Annotated in this window: 21 protein-coding genes and 1 pseudogene; 20 read left to right on the plus strand and 2 right to left on the minus strand. The window is 68.0% G+C overall.

Annotated elements, in window-relative coordinates:
* The first annotated feature begins 146 nt into the window (after positions 1-146).
* The 8 genes and pseudogenes from JOF46_RS13120 (at position 147) to JOF46_RS22270 (ending at position 6,492) form a co-directional block, all read left to right on the plus strand.
* Complete coding sequence (locus JOF46_RS13120; RefSeq protein WP_209907769.1) at positions 147-1,472, plus strand: M20/M25/M40 family metallo-hydrolase; 1,326 nt, start codon at positions 147-149, stop codon at positions 1,470-1,472.
* An 88-nt stretch (positions 1,473-1,560) separates the two neighbouring features.
* Entirely contained in the window at positions 1,561-2,718 is a 1,158-nt protein-coding gene (locus JOF46_RS13125; RefSeq protein WP_209907771.1) for an acyl-CoA dehydrogenase family protein, read from the plus strand.
* A 123-nt stretch (positions 2,719-2,841) separates the two neighbouring features.
* Positions 2,842-3,066 (plus strand): helix-turn-helix transcriptional regulator, encoded by a 225-nt coding sequence (locus JOF46_RS13130; RefSeq protein WP_209907774.1) that lies wholly within the window; start codon positions 2,842-2,844, stop codon positions 3,064-3,066.
* Positions 3,059-3,823: a HipA N-terminal domain-containing protein gene (locus JOF46_RS13135; RefSeq protein WP_209907776.1), complete on the plus strand. Its 765-nt coding sequence runs from the start codon at positions 3,059-3,061 to the stop codon at positions 3,821-3,823. Before JOF46_RS13130 ends, JOF46_RS13135 begins: the two co-directional genes overlap by 8 nt.
* A 263-nt stretch (positions 3,824-4,086) precedes the next feature.
* Positions 4,087-5,100: a hypothetical protein gene (locus JOF46_RS13140; RefSeq protein WP_209907778.1), complete on the plus strand. Its 1,014-nt coding sequence runs from the start codon at positions 4,087-4,089 to the stop codon at positions 5,098-5,100.
* 186 nt (positions 5,101-5,286) lie between these two features.
* Positions 5,287-5,805, plus strand: a complete 519-nt coding sequence (locus JOF46_RS13145) for a zinc ribbon domain-containing protein (RefSeq protein ID WP_209907780.1) — start codon at positions 5,287-5,289, stop codon at positions 5,803-5,805.
* 59 nt (positions 5,806-5,864) lie between these two features.
* A pseudogene (locus tag JOF46_RS22885) lies at positions 5,865-6,281 on the plus strand (HipA domain-containing protein); the annotation flags it as partial.
* 73 nt (positions 6,282-6,354) lie between these two features.
* On the plus strand, positions 6,355-6,492 hold the full coding sequence (locus JOF46_RS22270; protein ID WP_245348122.1) for a hypothetical protein: 138 nt from the start codon (positions 6,355-6,357) through the stop codon (positions 6,490-6,492).
* Positions 6,493-6,590: 98 nt separating this feature from the next.
* On the opposite strand, the gene JOF46_RS13155 is transcribed toward JOF46_RS22270, so the two are convergent.
* Complete coding sequence (locus JOF46_RS13155) at positions 6,591-6,803, minus strand: DUF5703 family protein (protein WP_139194858.1); 213 nt, start codon at positions 6,801-6,803, stop codon at positions 6,591-6,593.
* 84 nt (positions 6,804-6,887) lie between these two features.
* On the opposite strand from JOF46_RS13155, the gene JOF46_RS13160 reads away from it, so the two are divergent.
* From JOF46_RS13160 to mshC, 3 genes are all read left to right on the plus strand, one after another.
* The gene (locus tag JOF46_RS13160; protein ID WP_209907782.1) at positions 6,888-7,145 is read left to right on the plus strand and encodes a hypothetical protein; all 258 of its coding nucleotides are present in this window, start codon (positions 6,888-6,890) and stop codon (positions 7,143-7,145) included.
* Positions 7,146-7,284: 139 nt separating this feature from the next.
* Positions 7,285-8,109, plus strand: coding sequence for an undecaprenyl-diphosphate phosphatase (locus JOF46_RS13165; protein ID WP_113764516.1), 825 nt, complete (start codon positions 7,285-7,287; stop codon positions 8,107-8,109).
* 111 nt (positions 8,110-8,220) lie between these two features.
* Positions 8,221-9,498 carry a cysteine--1-D-myo-inosityl 2-amino-2-deoxy-alpha-D-glucopyranoside ligase gene (gene mshC, locus JOF46_RS13170; RefSeq protein WP_209907784.1) on the plus strand — a complete coding sequence of 426 codons (1,278 nt, stop codon included), beginning with the start codon at positions 8,221-8,223 and terminating at the stop codon, positions 9,496-9,498.
* Between the two features lie 134 nt (positions 9,499-9,632).
* Here mshC and JOF46_RS13175 read toward each other — a convergent pair whose 3' ends face one another.
* Positions 9,633-10,619 (minus strand): PAC2 family protein, encoded by a 987-nt coding sequence (locus tag JOF46_RS13175; RefSeq protein WP_425355055.1) that lies wholly within the window; start codon positions 10,617-10,619, stop codon positions 9,633-9,635.
* An 85-nt stretch (positions 10,620-10,704) separates the two neighbouring features.
* On the opposite strand from JOF46_RS13175, the gene JOF46_RS13180 reads away from it, so the two are divergent.
* The 9 genes from JOF46_RS13180 (at position 10,705) to pafA (ending at position 20,395) form a co-directional block, all read left to right on the plus strand.
* Complete coding sequence (locus JOF46_RS13180; protein WP_209907788.1) at positions 10,705-11,424, plus strand: HAD family hydrolase; 720 nt, start codon at positions 10,705-10,707, stop codon at positions 11,422-11,424.
* On the plus strand, positions 11,421-12,548 hold the full coding sequence (locus JOF46_RS13185) for a site-2 protease family protein (protein WP_209907790.1): 1,128 nt from the start codon (positions 11,421-11,423) through the stop codon (positions 12,546-12,548). The genes JOF46_RS13180 and JOF46_RS13185 overlap by 4 nt, the downstream gene beginning before the upstream one ends.
* Positions 12,549-12,619: 71 nt before the next feature.
* Positions 12,620-13,708 (plus strand): tRNA (adenine-N1)-methyltransferase, encoded by a 1,089-nt coding sequence (locus tag JOF46_RS13190; protein ID WP_209907792.1) that lies wholly within the window; start codon positions 12,620-12,622, stop codon positions 13,706-13,708.
* Positions 13,709-13,873: 165 nt separating this feature from the next.
* Entirely contained in the window at positions 13,874-15,610 is a 1,737-nt protein-coding gene (gene arc / locus JOF46_RS13195) for a proteasome ATPase (protein ID WP_245348123.1), read from the plus strand.
* A gap of 14 nt (positions 15,611-15,624) precedes the next feature.
* Complete coding sequence (dop, locus tag JOF46_RS13200; RefSeq protein WP_209911896.1) at positions 15,625-17,205, plus strand: depupylase/deamidase Dop; 1,581 nt, start codon at positions 15,625-15,627, stop codon at positions 17,203-17,205.
* Between the two features lie 106 nt (positions 17,206-17,311).
* Positions 17,312-17,491, plus strand: coding sequence for a ubiquitin-like protein Pup (locus JOF46_RS13205; RefSeq protein ID WP_113764509.1), 180 nt, complete (start codon positions 17,312-17,314; stop codon positions 17,489-17,491).
* A complete protein-coding gene (gene prcB, locus JOF46_RS13210) occupies positions 17,488-18,279 on the plus strand; it encodes a proteasome subunit beta (RefSeq protein WP_209907796.1) in 792 nt (263 codons plus the stop codon). Before JOF46_RS13205 ends, prcB begins: the two co-directional genes overlap by 4 nt.
* The gene (gene prcA, locus JOF46_RS13215) at positions 18,280-18,990 is read left to right on the plus strand and encodes a proteasome subunit alpha (protein ID WP_209907798.1); all 711 of its coding nucleotides are present in this window, start codon (positions 18,280-18,282) and stop codon (positions 18,988-18,990) included.
* 7 nt (positions 18,991-18,997) lie between these two features.
* Positions 18,998-20,395 carry a Pup--protein ligase gene (pafA, locus tag JOF46_RS13220; protein ID WP_209907800.1) on the plus strand — a complete coding sequence of 466 codons (1,398 nt, stop codon included), beginning with the start codon at positions 18,998-19,000 and terminating at the stop codon, positions 20,393-20,395.
* Positions 20,396-20,494: the final 99 nt, after the last annotated feature.

A 20,494-nucleotide genomic window follows, 5' to 3' on the forward strand; every position in this document is an offset into this window, starting at 1 on the left:
TCGGATGAGAATCCGGTCGGGGGTTTTCTCGTTCCCGGAAAAAGCCCCCGCGGCCGGCCAGTGTCATCTTGCCCCTCGCCTGCGTGCGCCGGGCTGGATAGGGTGGGGGAACCAGGTTTCGTCACGAGAGGCAGAAGGATTCCCCCATGTCAGCTGCGCAGAGCACCCCGGACACCGTTGTCGCCGAGGACGAGGTCGCCGGCATTTGCCAGGCGTTGATCCGGATCGACACCACCAACTACGGCAACAACGAGGGTGCGGGGGAGCGCAAGGCGGCCGAATACGTCTCCGAACTCATCCACGAGGTGGGGCTCGAGGCCACGGTCCTTGAATCCGCCCAGGGCCGCGCCAACGTGGTCACCCGCATCGAGGGCACCGACAAGTCCCTGCCCGCCCTCATCGTGCACGGGCACCTCGACGTGGTCCCGGCGTTCAAGGACGAATGGTCAGTGGACCCGTTCGGGGCCGAGATCAAGGACGGGATGATCTGGGGCCGCGGAGCGGTGGACATGAAGGACATGGACGCGATGATCCTGGCGGTCATGCGCCAGATGCAGCGCGACGGCATCCGCCCGCGCCGCGATTTGGTCTTCGCGTTCTTCGCCGACGAGGAGGCCGGCGGCGACTACGGCGCGCGCTGGATGGTGGAGAACCACCCCGAACTCTTCGAGGGCGCCACCGAGGCCATCAGCGAGGTCGGCGGCTTCTCCGCGACCATCGACGGCAAGCGCGCCTACCTGCTCCAGACCGCCGAGAAGGGCATCGCCTGGCTCAAGCTCACCGCCACGGGCCGGGCCGGGCACGGCTCGCAGATCAACGAGGCGAATGCGGTGACCCGGCTGGCATCGGCCATCACCCGCATCGGCGAGCACGACTGGCCGATTTCCTACACCGACACCACCCGGGCCTTCCTCGAGGGCGTCTCGGAGATGACGGGCATCGAGTTCACCGAGGACAACCCGCAGGTGCTGCTGAATGAGCTGGGCAACGTCGCCCGCTTCGTCGGGGCGACCCTGCAGAACACCGCCAACCCCACGGTGCTCTCGGCCGGGTACAAGCACAACGTGATTCCCGGGGCCGCCGAGGCGCTGCTGGATGTGCGCACGCTCCCCGGGCAGCACGAGGCGGTCATGGAAACGCTGCGCGCGCTGGCCGGGCCGGACGTCGAGCTGTCCTCGTTGCACCTGGACCGCGCGCTGGAGGTTCCCTTTGCCGGGGGACTTGTCGATTCCATGGTCGCCGCGCTGAATCGTGAGGACCCGGAGGCCGTCGTGCTGCCCTACATGCTCTCCGGCGGCACCGACAACAAGGCACTGTCCCGGCTGGGCATCACCGGCTTCGGGTTCGCCCCGCTGCGCCTTCCGGCCGAACTGGACTTCACCGGCATGTTCCACGGCGTCGACGAGCGCGTCCCGGTCGATTCGCTGAAGTTCGGCACCCGGGTCCTGCGCGACCTGTTGACCACCTACTGATACCCGCCCAGGCAATGCCCGGGCCATCCGGTGGCCGGCTGCCCCGGCGTTCCCCGACACACACCACAGGAAGCGAAGCGAACCCCACGTGAAGACGATTGACCAGGTGCTCGGCGCCGAATTGCTCGAAGGATTCCGGGCACGTGCCGGAGGCTACGACGAACAGAACACCTTCTGCACGCAGGACTTTGCCGAACTCGCCGACGCAGGATACCTGCGGGCCATGCTCCCGGAATCGCGTGGGGGCTTCGGCTGGGGCATGGAAACGATGACCGCAGCCCAGCGCCTGCTCGGCTCCTACGCCCCGGCCACGGCACTGGCCGTGAACATGCACCACGTCTGGTGCGGGGTGGCGACGCTCCTCGCCGCCCGTGGGGACCACCGGTTGGACATGGTCCTGGACTGGGTGCAGGCAGGGGAGGTCATGGCCTTCGGCATCTCCGAGGCCGGCAACGACCAGGTCCTCTTCGACTCCGTCACCCGGGCCGTCCCGGCGCCGGACGGCTCCTACTCCTTCACCGGCACCAAGATCTTCACCTCGCTGGCCCCGGTCTGGACCCGGCTGGGGGTCTTCGGCAAGGACGAAAGCGGCGAGGAGCCCAAGCTGGTCCACGGCTTCCTGCACCGGGATGCACCCGGCATCGAGATCCCGCAAAACTGGAACACCCTGGGCATGCGGGCCACCCAGTCGAACTCGACCATCCTCACCGATGCACCGGTGGCGGCCGAGCACATCCACACCACGCTGCCCGTTGGCCCCGTTCCGGACCTGCTGGTCTTCGGCATCTTCGCCTCGTTCCTCTCGCTCACCGCCTCGGTCTACGTGGGCCTGGCCGAGCGCGGCATGCAACTGGCCGCGGCCAACCCGGTCCGGCGGAAATCACTGAAGAACGAGGGGCGGACCTACGACCAGGATCCGGACATCAGGTGGCAGGTCGCCAACGCCGGGATTGAAATCCTGGCCCTCGATGCGATGCTGCGGATGACCACCCGCGACCTCGACGACTTGGTGGACCACGGGGGATCCTGGTTCCCGCGGCTGGTCACGCTGCGCACCGCGGCCGGGGACGCGGCCCGCTCCTGCATCGACATCGCCGCCAAGGTCTCCGGCGGCGGGCAATACTTCCGCGGCTCGGAGCTCGAACGGCTCTACCGCGACGCGCTGGCCAGCCTGTACCACCCATCGGATGCCGAATCGGCGCACTCCACGGTCGCGTCCTGGCTGCTGGGACCGGTCAAGGAATAGGGCGGGGGAGCCCCCGGCCGTTCCGCTGGGACTGAGGCGGATATTGCGAAAACAGGATAAAACTTGGCCTATTACAGATCAGTAATCGACCGGACTGTATCGACTATGCGTAATAGGAGTGCCGTGCACGGAAAGATCGGATCCACAGCAGACCTGGGCAGGGCGCTGCTCGCGGCAAGGATTCAACACCAGCTGACACAGACCCAATTGGCCCAGGCGCTCGGCGTGACCCAGCGCTACATTTCGGAGATCGAGACCGGAAAGCCGAAGAACCTGGGTCCCAAGCTGTTCGAGGTCCTTGACCAGGTGGGGATCGAACTCAGTTTCAGGACCGTGACGCATGGCTGAGAGTCTTCCGGTCCACCTATTCGGTGCCGCGATCGGAAGGATTGAAAGAGCCGGTTCCACCTCGGTCGTCTTTTGCGCCGATCACGAGGGATTGGATGTGTACGGCGTCGGTTCCACCATCCTCTCCGCGAGCCTTCCCTTCTCGGCCGCGCCGTCCCCGGCCGGAGCGTCAACCAACTTCTTTGGCGGATTGCTGCCCGAGGGGCGCGGCCGAACCAACCTGGCGAAGCAGGCCGGCGTGGACAGCACCGACGTCTTCGGCATGCTTGGCTATGCCGGGTGGGATCTGCCGGGTGACGTCAACGTCGGAATGGATCCCGGCCCAACGGCCGAGCACATTCCGGCCAGTGTCGGCGACGTCGAACGACTCCTCACCCGGACCTCCGACTACGCCATGGGTACCGTCGGCGGCGGCGGGTCGCTGCCCGGTGTCCAGCCAAAGGCCACACTGGCCCTCTTTGACGGGCAGTGGCACATTACCAAGGGAGGCGCCGTCTCCACGCACATCGTCAGGCCGGTTGCGGCAGGCGAGGAGTGGGGCGCGCATTGGGAGGCTGGTCAACTGTTGGCAGTTTCCCTTGCACTCGTTGACACTTGCCGGTTGTGCCGCGGGGCCCGTGGCAGCCCGGATGCCGGTCGGCCAGGCATCCGGGCATGTCGGTCGGCGCCCTGCGCAAGGCCGCTCTACCGAAGGGCGGTTGCCCGCGCCGTGGTGGCCGTCGCCGGCCGGCGGAACCTTCCCGCCGGGGATCCGTAAAGGCTCGGCCGGGCTCCGGCGAACCTGCCCGGTGTGTGCCCCGCACCACGGTGTCCTGTGGAACGGCCGGGCCTTCTTTCCCCGACCGTCCGCGCCTGTCCACAGCCCGTGCACGCACGGGCCCGAAGTGTCGGTGGCCCGGAGCACAATGGTGGCATGGACGAGAGCACGCAGGACCACGGTTCCTCGGTCGCCGGGCGGGGAACGGTGCTGCATCGCGGCGCCGCTACCGCGGATGCGGCGGCCGGCAGCGGTGGTCCCCCGTGACCGTCTCCGGGGTGGGCATCCACGTTCCGATGCCCCCGGGCCTGGCCCGCCTGTTCACCCTCACCGACACCGCCGCCACCAAACTTGTGACACAGGGCTTCACCACCACCATCCTGGACCGGCTCGCCGCGGGGACCGATGCCACCGGTCGGCGGCTGCCGGCCAGCGCCCACGTGGCCGCCGTGCGCCTCGACCTGAAACCGGTGCACCGCAAGGGCATGTATGTCCCCTCCCGTGTGGACCGGATGATCCAGGCGAACGTCGTCTCCGTCCTGCGGACCCTCGCCGTGCGGGACACCGCCCTGCAACACCTCACCGGTACCGGGGAGCTGGCCGCCTCCCATCCAAGGGTCCGCGCCGGCATCGCCAAGAACCTGGGCCGCCAGGTCGCCCGACACCTCAAACACCACCCCGACGCCGAGATCGCTTCCCTGCGCCTGCCGATGCTCCAGGACGTACCGGTGCTCCAGGCGCGGCTGGTCCTCGGGGCGGTGGACAAGCAATTCGCGGCCATGGAACCCGACCCCTCGGGCACCTTCCTGGTGTTGGTTCTGCGGCTGCCCACCCGGGCCCGCCCCACGGCCCGCGGGCACTGGGAGGCGACCGAGATCGTCCTGCCGATCCCGAAGCACCTGCGGGGCCGGCCGATCACCCGGTGGCACCTGCCCACCATCACCCTCCACCCGACCAAGCCCGGGACCGCCCGCTTCCACCTCTCCTACACCGAACCAAACCTGCCTCCTCGGGACCCGGAAACCCCGATCACCTCGGTGGTGGGCATCGACTGGTCACCGACCGCCCTGGGCGTCATGTCCCGGGTCACCGCCGCCCCGGAGGGGGAGTTGGTATCGGCGTTCGAGGGGCACCGGTACGATGACCGCGGACTGGGCACCAACCTCGCCCGACTCCAGAACGAGGGAAACATCCTGACCGGGAAGATCGCGCGCACCGGGCACCTCGCCGACGGGCTGCCCGGGGATTCACCGGTGCGCGCGAAGCTGGAAGCATAGATCACCCTCTGGAAGCAGTTACGCAGCCGGCTCGGGGCCAAACGCGCCCGGGTCAACCGGGAACTGGCCTTCCACTTCGCCAACTGGGCCACCGGATACGCCCGCGAGACCGGTGTCACGACCATCGCCATCGAGGACCTTTCCACCCTTCAAGCCGGCGGCATCGGGCGGGCCAACAACAACCGCGTGGCCCAATCGGCACGCCGCAAGGCCGTGCAGTCCACCACGCATCTGGGTGCCCGGGCGGGACTGGAGGTCATCGAGGTCCCGGCCCGGGGCACCAGCGCCCACTGCCCCGGCTGCGATCATGAGCTGACGCGTCCCGGCGGCTACCACCGTGCCCGGTGCCGGCCCTGCGGGCTTCAGCGGAACCGGGACCAGGTCGCCGCGGTGAACATCGCCAAGCGCGCCATCACCGGCCAGGACGGCCTCAAAACCGACAGGAAAACCGGGCGCAAGCGCATCCGCAAGGCCGTGCACGCCCGGGTCAAGCGGATGCGGCCGCCCAAGAACGCGCCGACGCCCAAACGGACCCGCCATAAGCGGGTCAGGCACTCCACGGCCTTGGCGGGGGTGAGAACGGCCATGACCATTTTTCCTGCATCACCAGCGTCGGTGTGGGACACGGAGAAGCCCTCGGGCACTCGTGAACAACGGATTTCTCCCCCTGATGCCCCGGTGTCAGGGAGTGACAGGGATCCGTAGACGCTTACTGCCTGTCACTTGGGCGAAAGCTGGGCCTGCTGGAATTCGAGGCCTCGGTCATGCGTTTCGGGTCCCGCACCGCAATGGTCGTGGAACGCTACGACAGGATCATTCGGGGTGCCGGCGACGTCGAACGGCTGCACCAGGAAGACTCGGCACAGGCCCTTGGCCTCCCTTGGGACGGTGACGCCAAGTTCGAGGCCGTGGACCACAGGGCCACGCTCACCAATATCGCGGGATTGCTGCCGGCCGTGAGAAAACTCTCGCTCAGCCAGGGCGACCGGCATCGTCTGCTGTCCTACACGACCTTCAATGCAGCCATCGGCAATACCGACGCCCACGCGAAGAACTTTTCCATCCTTCATTTCCGGGACGGAAAGGTGGGGCTTGTACCGCTCTACGATGTCACAGCGCTCGCGTTGGCGCCGGACGGACATCAGAACCTTGCGCTGCGCGTCAACGGCGTCTCATACCAGCCGGCGGTGAGGGTTGAACATCTCGTCAACGAGGGCACGGCGTGGGGGATTCCGGAGCCGGCCGCCCGCACAAGTGAAACAGACCCTGGAGAAGCTTTTCGATGCCGTTTCAACCGTCGATCCACTCGAGGCCGGCGAACGGATCGGCCGGTACATCTCGCTTCAGGCCCGCAACCTCCTGGACGGAAAGCCCGCAGCGGTGTCCAACTAGCCCGCCTACCTCGCAAGGTTCTGACCGGGCCTGATCCTTTGGCGGGACGATGCCTGCCCCTCCGCCGCCGTTGATCGTCTGCGGGGTAGCGGCGAAGCTCAGGCGCGGATGTCCAGGGTCGGTTTGACCCGCATGATGCGCCTGCGCATCCAGTACTTCTGCCCGCCGCCCTCGTAGAGGCAGGTGCGCACCAGCTCCCATTTGCCGTATTCGGAGTGCTCCCGCACCGCCGCCCGGGCCACCGACCTGTGCTCGCCGGGGCGGGCGGTGATGACCAGGTATTCGAAGCGATGTCCGGGGTCCCCGGGCATCTGGTCGATCGGGCTTGGTGCCGTGATTTTCTTTTCGATCATGACCCTGTCCATAGTGTGGCTTGTGCATGTAACGTCGAACACATGAGTACAGACCCGCGTGTTGCCCTCAGTGTATTGATCAGCTGCCTCGAAGAACACCTTTCGGCGGTGGCGGCAAAGCGTGGTGCCCAGGACGCCTCGATCAGCGCGGCATTCCTTGCCGTGGCCGACGCCTATGAGGAGTACGAGGACGCACTTTACGAGTCCTACGAGGAGTTCCTGCCGCTGACCGTGGTGGACGAGGACGACGACAACGACCCCTACGACGAGGACGGGCCGCTTCAGGACAGCGAGCAATAGGGCCGGGGCAAGGCCGGTTCGCGGAACCGGTACCCGGGTACCAGTGGTGGCCATCGGAGGGTGGGACCACGGTATTAACTTCGCCTCACCATGGAGAGCCAACGGGCCTTGGCGCGCGTTGGTGAAGTAGTGTCGGTACGTGAATTGGTTTGAAGCGGCATTCCTGGGGCTGATCCAGGGTCTGACAGAATTTCTCCCCATCTCTTCGAGCGCCCACCTGCGCATCGTCGGAGAGCTATTGCCCGGCGCCGCGGACCCCGGCGCGGCGTTCACCGCGATCACGCAGCTGGGCACCGAAACCGCCGTGCTGGTGTTCTTCTGGAAAGACATCGTGCGGATCATCGGCGCCTGGTTCAACGCGTTGCGCGGCCGGATTCCGCACAGCGACCCGGACGCGAAGATGGGCTGGCTGATCATCGTCGGTTCCATCCCGATCGCGGTGCTGGGCCTGCTCTTCGAAACCCAGATCGATACCTCCTTCCGCTCGCTGTGGATCGTGGCGACCACCCTGGTGGTCTTCGGCCTGATCCTGGCCGTCGCGGACTACTACGGCAAGCAGGACCGCGAGCTGGTCTCGCTCACTCCCAAGCACGGCATCCTCTTTGGCTTCGCCCAGGCCCTGGCCCTGATCCCCGGCGTCTCGCGCTCCGGCGGCACCATCACCGCCGGGATGTTCATGGGCTACACCCGCGGCGCCGCGGCCCGCTACTCGTTCCTGCTGGCCATCCCCGCGGTCTTCGCCTCCGGGCTCTACAAGCTGGCGAAGTCCTTCGACGAGCCCGGCGTGTACTCGCTGCCGCAAACGGGCCTGGCCACCCTCATCGCCTTTGTCGTCGGATTCGTGATCGTCGGCTGGTTCCTGAAGTACGTTTCCTCGCACAGCTACCGCCTCTTTGTTTGGTACCGCGTGGCCCTGGGCCTGGCCCTGTACCTGCTGCTGGGCTTCGGTGTGATCAACGCCTAGCAAACCCGGCCCCGCATCGTGGAATAAGCGCGGGGGTCTTTGGACTTGTTCCAAGTAACTGCATTGCGCCCCGGCCCGTCCGGGGCAAAACCCTAAGAGAAAGGACGCCCCGTGCTCGCATGGTCCGCGCCCACCGTCCCGCACGTGCCGGGAAACGCACCGATCCTCCAGGTGCATGACACCGCCACGCAGCGGCTGGTTGACACCGCCCCCGCCGAGAAGTCCAACGAACCGGCGAGCATATACGTCTGCGGCATCACCCCCTACGACGCCACGCACATGGGACACGCCGCCACCTACGTGGCCTTCGACTTGCTGCTGCGCACCTGGCGCGACGCCGGGCGCGAAGTCACCTACGTGCAGAACGTCACCGACATCGACGACCCGCTGCTCGAGCGTGCAGCCGCCACCGGCATGGACTGGCAGGTGCTGGCCAAGGAGCAGACCGACCTGTTCCGCGCCGACATGGAAGCCCTGAACGTGATCCCGCCGCAGCACTACATCGGCGCCGTGGAATCCATCACCTGGCTCGTCCCGCTGGTCGAGGAACTTCTCGCCAAGGACCTGGCCTACGCGGTGCCCGGCGAAAACGGGGAACCGGACGGGGACATCTACTTCGACGCCGCTGCAGCTGCTTCCGACGCCTGGGAACTGGGCACCGTCAGCGGCTACGACCGCGAGACCATGCTCGGCTTCTTCGCCGAACGCGGCGGGGACCCGGCGCGCCCGGGCAAGCGCGACGCCCTGGACCCGCTGCTGTGGCGCGTGGCACGGCCCGGTGAACCGGAATGGGACGGCGGAACCCTGGGCGCCGGGCGCCCGGGCTGGCACATCGAGTGTTCGGTCATCGCCCGCCGCTTCCTGCCCGCCCCCTTCACCGTGCAGGGCGGGGGATCGGACCTGATCTTCCCGCACCACGAATTCTCCGCCGGCCACGCCGCCGCACTGGACGGCAAGGCGCTGGCGCAGTCCTACGTGCACACCGGCATGGTGGGCCTGGACGGCGAAAAGATGAGCAAGTCCCTGGGCAACCTGGTCCTGGTCTCCAAGCTTCGCGCCGCAGGCGTGGAGCCGGTGGCGATCCGCACCGTGCTGCTGGGCCAGCACTACCGCAGCGACTGGTTCTGGACCGACGAGCTGCTCACCGGGGCGCAGGACCGCCTGGCCCACTGGCGCAAGCGCATCGATTCAACCACCCTGGCCGAGGCCACCGCGGTCATCACCCGGATCCGTTCGAAGCTGGCCGACGACATCAACGCACCGGCGGCACTGGCCGTGCTTGACGCCTTCGCCGCACAGGATCCGGCCGAGGACGACGGCCCGCAGGGTGCCGGCGGGCAGCTGCTCACCGATGCGCTCGATGCGCTGCTTGGCCTGAAGATCTCCTAGCGATCCGGGCGCGCTGCCGAGGCGGCGCGCCCGGAAACCCGAACGCGTCCCGCAGCCGCCACACCCCCCTTCCATGGGGCGGTGGCTGCGTGCGGGACGAGTTTTGCGTATCCCGGGGAACCTTGCGGGATCCGCTAGTCGGGAGTGCCCGGGGTCCGGGGGGTATCTGGCGTATCCGGTGATTGCGGGGTCTCGGGCCCCCCGGTGGCCGGATCCTGCCCCTCGGGCGGCTCGTGTTCCTCGTGCGACCCGGCCGCCCCGTGACGGTGCCGGCGCTTGAGGTAGCGCTCGAACTCCCGGGCAATCGCCTCGCCGGTGGCCTCGGGCAGCTCGGTCTCGTCCTGCGCCTGCTCCAGCTGCTGCACATAGGCGGCCACGTCGGCATCCCCGGTGGCCAGCGCGTTGACCCCGCGCTCCCAGGCCAAGGCGTCCTCGGTCAGTTCGTGCAGGTCAAGGGTCAGCGGAAACAGCTCCTCCACCCGGTGCAGCAGCGCCAATTCCGCCTTCGGCGAGGGCGGCTGCGCCACATAGTGGGGGACCGCGGACCAGATCGAGAGCGTGGGCAGCCCGGCGGCCTCGGAAAACTGGGCCAGCACCCCCAGGATCCCGGTCGGGCCCTCGTAGGTCGCCTGACCGGCACCCAGGGCCTCGCGCACCTTCGGGTCGTCGGAGGAGATCGAGGCCTGGATCGGGCGGGTGTGCGGCACATCGGCCAGCAACGAGCCCAGCGCCATGACCCCCTGCACATTCTCCTCCTCGGCGCGGGTGAGGATCTCGGTGATGAACGCCTTCCACCGGTAGGTCGGCTCCACCCCGCGCACCAGCAGCAGGTCCACCGGGGAGTCGGGCAGCGAGGCACGGTAGATGCGCGTGGTGGGCCACTTGATGACCCGCTTGCCGGCGGCATTGCGGCGCACCTGCGGCCGGGAGAACTGGTAGTCGTAGTAGTCGTCGTCGCCGATTCCCGCGACCTTCACCGCCCCGGTGGCCGCCTTGATGGTCTTCAACGCCGAGCTGGCGGCGTCCCCGGCATCGTTCCATCCCTCGAAGGCCACCACCATGATCGCCGGGCGCATGGGCGCGGGCGTCGCGGATGCTGCCACCAGCGAGGAAAGTGTCACTGGTTCATTCATATCTTCGCTCACATCCTCACCCTAGCGCGCGCACCGGTCGCCGGGGCAATGGCACACACACTAGAATTGGCTCATGCCAACCCAGAATTGCGACCCCCTGCCCAGCGCTGCCCTGAACACCGACATCCAGGGCGTGTTGTGGGACATGGACGGAACCCTGCTTGACACCGAACCCCATTGGATGGCCGCCGAGGCGGCCCTCGTGGCCGAATTCGGCGGCCGCTGGTCCGAGGACCAGGCCATGGCCTTGGTCGGCAACGCCCTGCCCGACGCCGCGGCCGCGCTGCAGCACGCCGGGGTCAGGCTCCCGGAGCGCGAGATCATCGACCGGCTCACCGCCGAGGTCCTCGACGGGGTGGCCCGCCACGTCGACTGGCGCCCCGGCGCCCTGGAACTGCTCGAAACCCTGCACCGGGCGAACATCCCCTGCGGGCTGGTGACCATGTCCGAGGAACCGCTCGCGGCCCTGGTGCTGGAACAGCTGCCGCACCCATACTTCGGCTTCCGGGTCACCGGCGACATGGTCTCCCGCGGCAAGCCGCACCCGGACCCCTACCTGCTGGGCCTTGACCTGCTGGGGCGCTCCGTGGCGGATCTCGAGCCGGCGCGGGTCATCGGGTTGGAGGACTCGGCCCCCGGCATCGCCTCGGCCGCGGCCAGCGGCATCACCGCGGTGCTCATCCCGCACATCGCCCCGGTCCCGGACTCCGAATCCTGGCACCGCGTCGGCTCGCTCGAAGAGCTGGACCTGCAGACCCTGGGCGCCCTGGTGTCCGCGGGGGCACGCACATGAGCGAACCGGACACCAAGCGCGCCGGGATCCCGCTCGGATCGATCTTCGGGGTCCCGGTCTCCCTGGCCTGGTCCTGGTTCGTCATCACCGGTGTCGTCGTGCTGCTCTTCGGACCCAGCGTCGCAGGCACCATCCCCGGGCTCGGGGCCATGGCCTACCTGGTGGCCTTCGCCTACGCGGTGCTGCTGGCGGTCTCGGTGCTCATCCACGAACTCGCACACGCCCTGGTCGCCAAGTCCTTCGGCTGGCCCGGGGCGCGGATCACCCTGAACCTGTGGGGCGGGCACACCCAGTTCTCCTCCTTCGATGCCACCCCCGGCCGCTCGCTGGCCGTGGCGATGGCCGGGCCGGCCGCGAACTTCGTGCTTGCCGGGCTCGGCTACTGGCTGCTGCTCTGGGTGCAGCCCACCGGGGTGCTGTACCTGCTGTGGTTCATCCTGGTCTGGGCGAACCTGCTGGTGGCAATCTTCAATGTGCTCCCGGGGCTTCCGCTGGACGGCGGGCGCCTGGTCGAATCGGCCGTCTGGCGCTACACCGGATCCCAGGACCGCGGCACCATCGCCGCCGGCTGGGCCGGGCGCGTGCTGGTGATCCTGGTCGTCGGATACGTCGTGATCGACCCGCTGACCCGCAACCGGCCCCTGGACCTGCAGGTGCTCATCGTCGCGGTGCTGGTCGGCGGCTTCATGTGGGTTGGCGCCTCGCAGGGCATCACCCATGCCAAGCTGCGCCTGCGCCTGCCGCTGGTGAAGGTGCGCGCCCTGATGGAACCGGCCACCGCCATCCGCCAGGACTCGACGCTCGCCCAGGTCGCCGCCCGGCTGGCCAGCCGCGGCGGGCGGGTCATCCTCGTCGACGAGGCCGGCAACCCGGTCGCGGTGATCGACGAGGAGACCCTGGGCTCCATCGACCCGTCGCTGCTGGCCGGGTCCCCGGCATTGTCCGCGGCCCGTGCCCTGGGATCGGGAGCGGTGGTCGATGCCAACGCCGACGGCCGCGCCCTGATCGGGTACCTGGCCACGCTGCAGGGCAGCGAATACGCGGTCATCGACGAATCCCACCGCGTCATCGGGTTGCTTTCCCAGGCGCGCATCGTCGCGGCCATCACCGGCAAGCCGCACTAGCCACGGCGCCGCAAAGCGGTCGCCACCGAAGAACACCCACCTATCCAGAACGTAAGGACATTTCCACCCCCATGAGCGAAAAGCCAGCAACACCCCACGGGGCCGAGAACCGCCGCGGCCCCTTCCGCCCCGGCGACCGGGTCCAGCTCACCGACCAGAAGCGCCGGATCCACACCATCACCCTGACCAAGGGCGGGGAGTTCCACACGCACAAGGGCGTGCTCTTCCATGACCAGCTGATTGGCGCCCCCGAGGGCTCCATCGTGGAGAACACCAACGAGGTCCGCTACCAGGCGCTGCGCCCGCTGCTGAAGGACTTCGTGCTGTCGATGCCGCGCGGCGCCACCGTGGTCTACCCCAAGGATGCCGCACAGATCATCCAGATGGGTGACATCTACCCCGGCGCCCGCGTCGTGGAAGCCGGCGTCGGCTCCGGCGCCCTGTCCATGTCGCTGCTGCGCGCCGTGGGGGATGCCGGCTACCTGCACTCCTTCGAGCGCCGCGAGGAATTCGCCGAAATCGCCCGCGGGAACGTGGACACCGTCTTCGGCGGCCCGCACCCGGCCTGGCAGATCTCCATCGGCGACTTCCAGGAAAAGGTCCTGGAAACCGAGGAACCCGGCTCCGTGGACCGCGTGGTCCTGGACATGCTCTCCCCGTGGGAGTGCGTGGACGCGGTGTCCACCGTGCTGGCACCGGGCGGCGTGTGGGTCAACTACGTGGCCACCGTGACCCAGATGTCCCGCACCGTCGAGGCCATCCGCGCCACCGGGCTGTACACCGAGCCCGAGTCGTTCGAGACCATGGTCCGCGGCTGGCACGTCGAGGGCCTGGCCGTGCGCCCGGACCACCGCATGGTTGCGCACACCGCGTTCCTGATCACCTGCCGCCGGCTGGCCGACGGCGCCGTGGGCATCCCCGGCGCCAAGCGCGTGAAGGAGCACACCTACTCCGCCGAGGACCTGGAAACCTGGACCCGCTCGCAGAACCCGGAGGCCTGGCACCACGAGGCCCTGGGGGAGCGCGGGGTCTCGGACCGCAAGCTGCGCCGCGCCGCCAAGGACGCCAAATCGATGATCCAGCGCGGTTCGCTGCCCGCGGGCACCGAACCTGAATCCACCGCGGACACCGAGCCGGAAACCGGCACCGAGGGCAACTAGCACCGCGCGCCCCCGTGGCCGCGCACCTTTCCGGGCCCACCTGCCCGCGAAGGTGCGCGGTCACATTTCGTTCATTCCGCCGCGCCCATGCCTAGGATGGAAGCAAGGAAAGGTGCCGGTTCACCCCGGCACCCGCAAACCCTCCGGATCAAGCGAAACAGGTGGATGATGGGCGAAGATACGGATCGCGCACGGCTCGAGGGCCAGGTCACGGCGGCCGAGCGGCAGCTGAACATCGTGCGGGACAAGAACCGCCAACTCGACCGGCAGCTGGCCACGGCCGGGGCCAACAACTCCCGCCTGGTCGCCATGCTCGAGCGCACCCGCGAGGAAATCCTGAACCTGAAGTCCGGGCTCGAAAAGGACGGGGACACCCCCTTCAGCCATGGCACCATCACCGACCTGCACCCCCGCACCCACCCGGTGCCAGGGGTCGCGATCTCCTCGACCGGCGTGCAGTCGGCCGACATCGTCCAGGGCGGACGCAAGCTGCGCGTGGGCATCTCCCCGTTGCTTGACTTCACCAAGCTGGCCATCGGCCAGGAGGTGCTGCTGAACGAATCCCTGGTCATCGTCGCCGGGCTCGGCTACGAAAAATCCGGGGAACTGGTCACCGTCAAGGAGGTCCTGGAGGACCACCGCGTGGTGGCCATGGGACGGGCCGACGACCAGCGCGTCATCCGCCTGGCCGCACCGCTGGTCAAGGACAACGTGCGCGTGGGCGATGTGCTGACCCTGGACACCCGCACCGGGCTGGGCCTGGAAAAGGTGCACCTGTCCGACATGCAGTCCCTGGTGCTCGAGGAGGTCCCGAACATCTCCTACGCCGACATCGGCGGGCTGAGCGACCAGATCGAGGCCATCCGGGACGCCGTGGAACTGCCCTTCCTGCACCCGGACCTCTACCGCGAGCACGGGCTCACCGCCCCCAAGGGCATCCTGCTCTACGGACCCCCGGGCTGCGGCAAGACGCTGATCGCCAAGGCAGTTGCGCACTCGCTGTCCGAGCGCACCAACGAACGCAACGGCGACACCGGCACGGCCAAGAGCTACTTCCTGAACATCAAGGGCCCCGAGCTTTTGGACAAGTATGTCGGGGAGACCGAGCGCCACATCCGGCTGATCTTCGCCCGCGCCCGGGAGAAGGCCGCCGGCGGCAACCCCGTGGTGGTGTTCTTCGACGAGATGGACTCGCTGTTCCGCACCCGCGGCACCGGGGTGTCCTCGGACGTGGAAACCACCATCGTCCCGCAGCTGCTGGCCGAGATCGACGGCGTCGAGCGGCTGGACAACGTCATCGTCATCGGCGCCTCCAACCGCGAGGACATGATCGACCCGGCCATCCTGCGCCCGGGCCGGCTGGACGTGAAGATCAAGATCCGCCGCCCCGATGCCCAGGGCGCCGCGGAGATCTTCGCCAAGTACCTCACCGCGGATCTGCCGCTGCACCCGTTCGACCTGGCCGAGCACGGCAGCGACCCGGCGGCCACGGTGCGCGCCATGATCCAGGCGACCGTCGATGCCATGTACTCCACCGGGGAACAAAACCAGTTCCTGGAGGTCACCTACGCCAACACCGAGACCGAGATCCTGTACTTCAAGGACTTCTCCTCCGGGGCGGTGATCCGCAACGTCGTGGACCGCGCCAAGAAGTCCGCCATCAAGGCGCTGCTGACCGGCCAGGAACGCGGGCTGCGCATGGAGCACCTGCTGGCCGCGGTCGTGGAGGAATTCCACGAGCACGAGGACATGCCCAACACCACCAACCCCGACGACTGGGCGCGGATCTCCGGGCGCAAGGGCGAACGCATCACCTTCATCCGCACCATCGTCGCGGACAAGAACGGGCGCGGCAAGACCCTGCCGGCCCCCGGGGCCGACGAGACCGGGCAGTACCTGTGAGCGTCCACCGGGTCATGGGGCTGGAGACCGAATACGGGGTGCTGGCCCCCTCGATGCCCGGGGCGAACGCCACGATGCTTTCGGCCCAGGTCATCAACTCCTATGCCGCCACGGTCCGCGAGGCCCGCGGAAGGATCGCCGGAACCCGCTGGGACTACGCGGACGAATCCCCGCTGAACGACGCGCGCGGCTTCACCCAGCCTCGCGCCCAGGCCGACCCGTCCCAGCTCACCGACGTCGAGCCGGAACTGGACGCCGAGCAGGTCGCCCTGGCCGGCGGGGACGTCACCATCGGGGACACCCTCTACGAGGCCGGGCCCTACGACCACGAGGTGCTGATGAACATGGTGCTGGGCAACGGCGCCCGGCTCTACGTCGACCACGCCCACCCGGAGTACTCCTCCCCGGAAACCACCAACCCGTTCGACGCTGTGCTCTGGGACCAGGCCGGGGACCACGTGGCGCTGGCCGCGGTGCGCCGCATCGAGACCCTCGCCGGGGTGCCGGATGTGCACCTGTACAAGAACAACACCGACAACAAGTCGGTCTCCTACGGGGCGCACGAGAACTACCTGATGCCCCGCTCGGTGCCCTTCGACGACATCGCCGCCGGGCTGATCCCGTTCTTCGCCACCCGCCAGGTCATCTGCGCCTCCGGCCGGGTGGGCCGCGGCATGCTCGGTTCCTACCCCGGGTTCCAGGTCTCGGCGCGAGCCGACTTCTTCGAGGCGCAGATCGGCCTGGAAACCACCATCCGCCGCCCGATCATCAACACCCGGGACGAGCCGCACGCGCACTGGGAGAAATACCGCCGGCTGCACGTGATCATCGGGGATGCGAACCTCGGGCAGGTTTCCACGCTGCTGCGCACCGGCACCACGGCACTGGTGCTTTCGATGATCGAGGCCGGCACCGCCCCGGCGATCGAACTGCGCGATCCGGTTGCCGCACTGCAGGCGATCAGCCACGACCCGACGCTCACGGCCAAGGTCGAGCTGGTGGACGGGCGCAAGCTCACCGCGCTTGAAATCCAGTGGATCTACGCCGAGGCCGCGGCCCGGCACAGCGGCGCCACCGATGCGACCGATGAGGCCACCGTGGAAATCCAGCGGCGCTGGGAGGAAACCCTGCACCTGCTGGAATCCGACATCTTCGCAGCCTCCTCCACCGTGGACTGGGTGGCGAAGTACAAGCTGATGAGCGCCTATGCGCAGCGCCACTGTGTGGACTTCACCGACCCGCGCATCGCGGCGATGGACCTGCAATGGGCGGATATCCGCCCGGAAAAGGGCCTGTACCACCGGCTTGCCGCGCGCGGTCTGATGGAAACCCTGTACTCCCCGGCGCAGATCGCGCACGCCGCGACCAACCCGCCGGAGGACACCCGGGCATACTTCCGCGGGCGGGTGCTCAGCCAGTATCCGGAGCACGTGGTGGCGGCCAGCTGGGACTCGGTGTCCTTCACGGTTCCCGGGGGCCGGAAGCTGGAGCGCATCGCGACCCTGGAGCCGTTGCGCGGCACCAAGGCCCTGGTCGGGGGATTGCTGGACCAGCAGTTGTCGATCCACGAGTTCATTGCCACGCTGCGGAGCTAAAACCCCTACCCAGTGGCAAGATGTAAGTAACAGCACAACCAAGGGGCCCAGGCCGCGGCGTCGCCGCGACCGGCCCCCGGAACAGATGGAAGAGAGTGCAACCGCCATGACACAGGAACACCACTCGGCTCAACGCCGCGAGGAAACCCAGGCGCAGGAGCAGGAAACCACTGCCGCCGCCGGCCAGGACGCCGGGGTTGATGACCTGCTCGACGAGATCGACGGGGTGCTGGAGCAAAACGCGGAGGAATTCGTGCGCGGCTTCATCCAGAAGGGCGGGCAGTGACCGAGCTCGGTCCCGGCCCCTCCTTCCTGGAGTACCTGAACCGGGACCGCCCCGACCTGTTGCCAGGCACCCGCGCCGCGCTGCCGGCGGATGCCGGCGCCCAGGTTCCGCACGGAACCACCATCGTCGCCCTGGCCTACGCCGACGGCATCGTGATGGCCGGGGACCGCCGCGCGACCATGGGCAACGTGATCGCCAGCCGCCGGATCGAGAAGGTCTTCGAGACCGACACCTACTCGGTCATCGGGATCGCCGGCGCGGCGGGCCTGGCCATCGACATCGCCAAGCTCTTCACCGTGGAGTTGGAGCACTACGAGAAGATCGAGGGCACCCGCCTGTCCCTGGACGGCAAGGCCAACCGGCTGGCCTCGATGATCCGATCCAACATGCCCATGGCCCTGCAGGGCATGAGCGTCGTCCCGCTATTTGCCGGCTTCGACACGTTCTCCGGCAGCGGACGGATCTTCTCCTTCGACATCACCGGCGGGCTCTACGAGGAGGTCGAGCACCATTCGATCGGCTCCGGCTCCCCGTACGCCCGCGGCGCGCTGAAGAAGCTCTGGCAGCCCGGCCTCGGCGCCACCGCCGCGGTGCAGGTCGCCGTGGAGGCGCTCTACGACGCCGCCGACGACGACTCGGCCACCGGGGGACCGGACACCGTGCGCGGCCTGTGGCCGGTGGTCTACACCGTTGATTCCAGCGGGGCCCACCGGGTCGAGGACGCCATCCTCGCGGACATGGCCGCGGACATCATTGCCACACGCACCGCCAGCGGGAGGGAGTCCTAGATGAGCGCACAATATTACGTATCGCCCGAACAACTCATGAAGGACCGGGCGGACTTCGCCCGGAAGGGCATCGCCCGCGGACGGGCCGTTATCACGGCCTCCTGCGCCGACGGGATCGCGCTGATCGCGGAGAACCCCTCGGGTTCGCTGCACAAGATCGGGGAGATCTACGACCGCATCGCCTTCGCGGCGGTGGGCAAGTACAACGAGTTCGAGTCCCTGCGCCAGGCCGGGGTGCGCTACGCCGACACCCGCGGCTACTCCTATTCCCGCTACGACGTGACGGGCCGCGGCCTGGCCAGCGTCTACGCCCAGTCCCTGGGCGCGGTGTTCACTGCCGAGGCAAAGCCCTTCGAGGTGGAGCTCGCGGTGCTGGAACTCGGGGCGACCCCGCCGCAGGACACGCTGTTCTCGCTGAACTTCGACGGGTCGATCGCCGAGCAACCCGGCTTCATCATCATGGGCGGGGACACCCCCGCGCTGCGCGAGGCCTGGAACGCGTACTGGTCCGGCAAGGACCTGGCGGCCGCCGGCATCGACGAGGTCATCCGCGCCGCTGCCCTGGTGTTGCCGGGCGTGGGGGAGAGCGCCGGGGACGCGCATCTCCTGGAGGTCGCCATGCTCGAACGGAGCACCTCCACCGGTTCGCACCGTCATTTCCGCCGCCTCGACGACCCGACCATTGCCCGGATACTGGGAGCAGGGAAGTAGACAGAACATGGACCGCAGAATCTTCGGCATCGAAACCGAATACGGGATCAACTACTCGGATCCCGAGGGGCGCCCGCTCACGCCGGAGGAATCGGCCCGCTACCTCTTCCGCCGGGTGGTGGCCTGGGGGCGCAGCTCCAACGTGTTCCTCACCAACGGCTCCCGGCTCTACCTGGATGTCGGCTCGCACCCCGAATACGCCACGGCCGAGTGCGACGAGCTGACCCAGCTGATCGCCCACGACCGGGCCGGGGAAGCGATCCTGAACGACCTGGTGCAAAGCGCCGAGGAACGCATGGCCGCCGACGGCTACAACGGCCGGCTCTACCTGTTCAAGAACAACACCGACACCGCCGGGAACTCCTACGGCTGCCACGAGAACTTCCTGATCCCGCGCAAGCTGGAGTTCGCCCGGCTCGCCGAGATCCTGATCCCGTTCCTGGTCACCCGCCAGTTGATTGCCGGGGCCGGAAAGATCGTGAACATCGAGGGCGAGCCGCTCTATGCGTTCTCGCAGCGCGCCGACCACGTCTGGGAGGGCGTCTCCTCGGCGACCACCCGCTCCCGTCCGATCATCAACACCCGCGACGAGCCGCACGCGGATGCCGAATACTTCCGCCGCCTGCACGTCATCGTGGGGGACTCGAACATGTCCGAGACCACCCAGTTGGTCAAGCTCGGGGCCACCGACCTGATGCTGCGGATCATCGAGTCGGGCAAGATCATGGAGGACCTGCGGCTGGAAAACCCGATCCGTTCCATCCGCGAGATCTCCCACGACTTCAACGGCACCACCATTGTCAGGCTCGCCAACGGCACCGAGCTTTCCGCCCTGGCCCTGCAACGCCGCTTCCTGGCCCTGGCCACCGACTTCGTGGAGCGCGAAGGGGCGCACCACGACCAGGTGCCGGCGGTGCTGGATCTGTGGACCCGGACCCTGGACGCCGTGGAATCGGGCAACTTCTCGGGCATCGACACGGAAATCGACTGGGCGATCAAGCACAAGCTGATCAATTCCTACGCCAACCGGCACAACCTGGACATGGGCGCACAGCGCCTGGCCCAGCTGGACCTGACCTACCACGACATCGACACCAAACGCGGGCTCTTCCACCTGCTGGCCGCCCGCGGGCGCGCTGCCACCGTGGTGGATCCCACGGACATCGCCTTCGCGGTGGACAATCCGCCGCAAAGCACCCGGGCGAAATTGCGCGGGGACTTCGTGCGCGCCGCCAAGAACGCGGAGCGGGACTTCACCGTGGACTGGGTGCACTTGAAGCTCAATGACCACCCCGGCCAAACGGTGCTGTGCAAGGATCCCTTCGTCAACAAGGACCCGCGGGTCCAGGAGATGATCACCTCGATGGGCGGGGCGCCGCAGGCGGCTTCCGGCCGCCTGCAATAAGGAGATTCACAGATTCGGCCCTTAGGCTGTTTGTAACCTGTTTCGAAAGCTCACCATTCAGTGTGGGTGTTTCCAGTCCCAAAATCCCCAACTGAAAGT

Source organism: Paeniglutamicibacter psychrophenolicus (assembly GCF_017876575.1).
GTDB classification, from domain to species: Bacteria; Actinomycetota; Actinomycetes; order Actinomycetales; family Micrococcaceae; genus Paeniglutamicibacter; species Paeniglutamicibacter psychrophenolicus.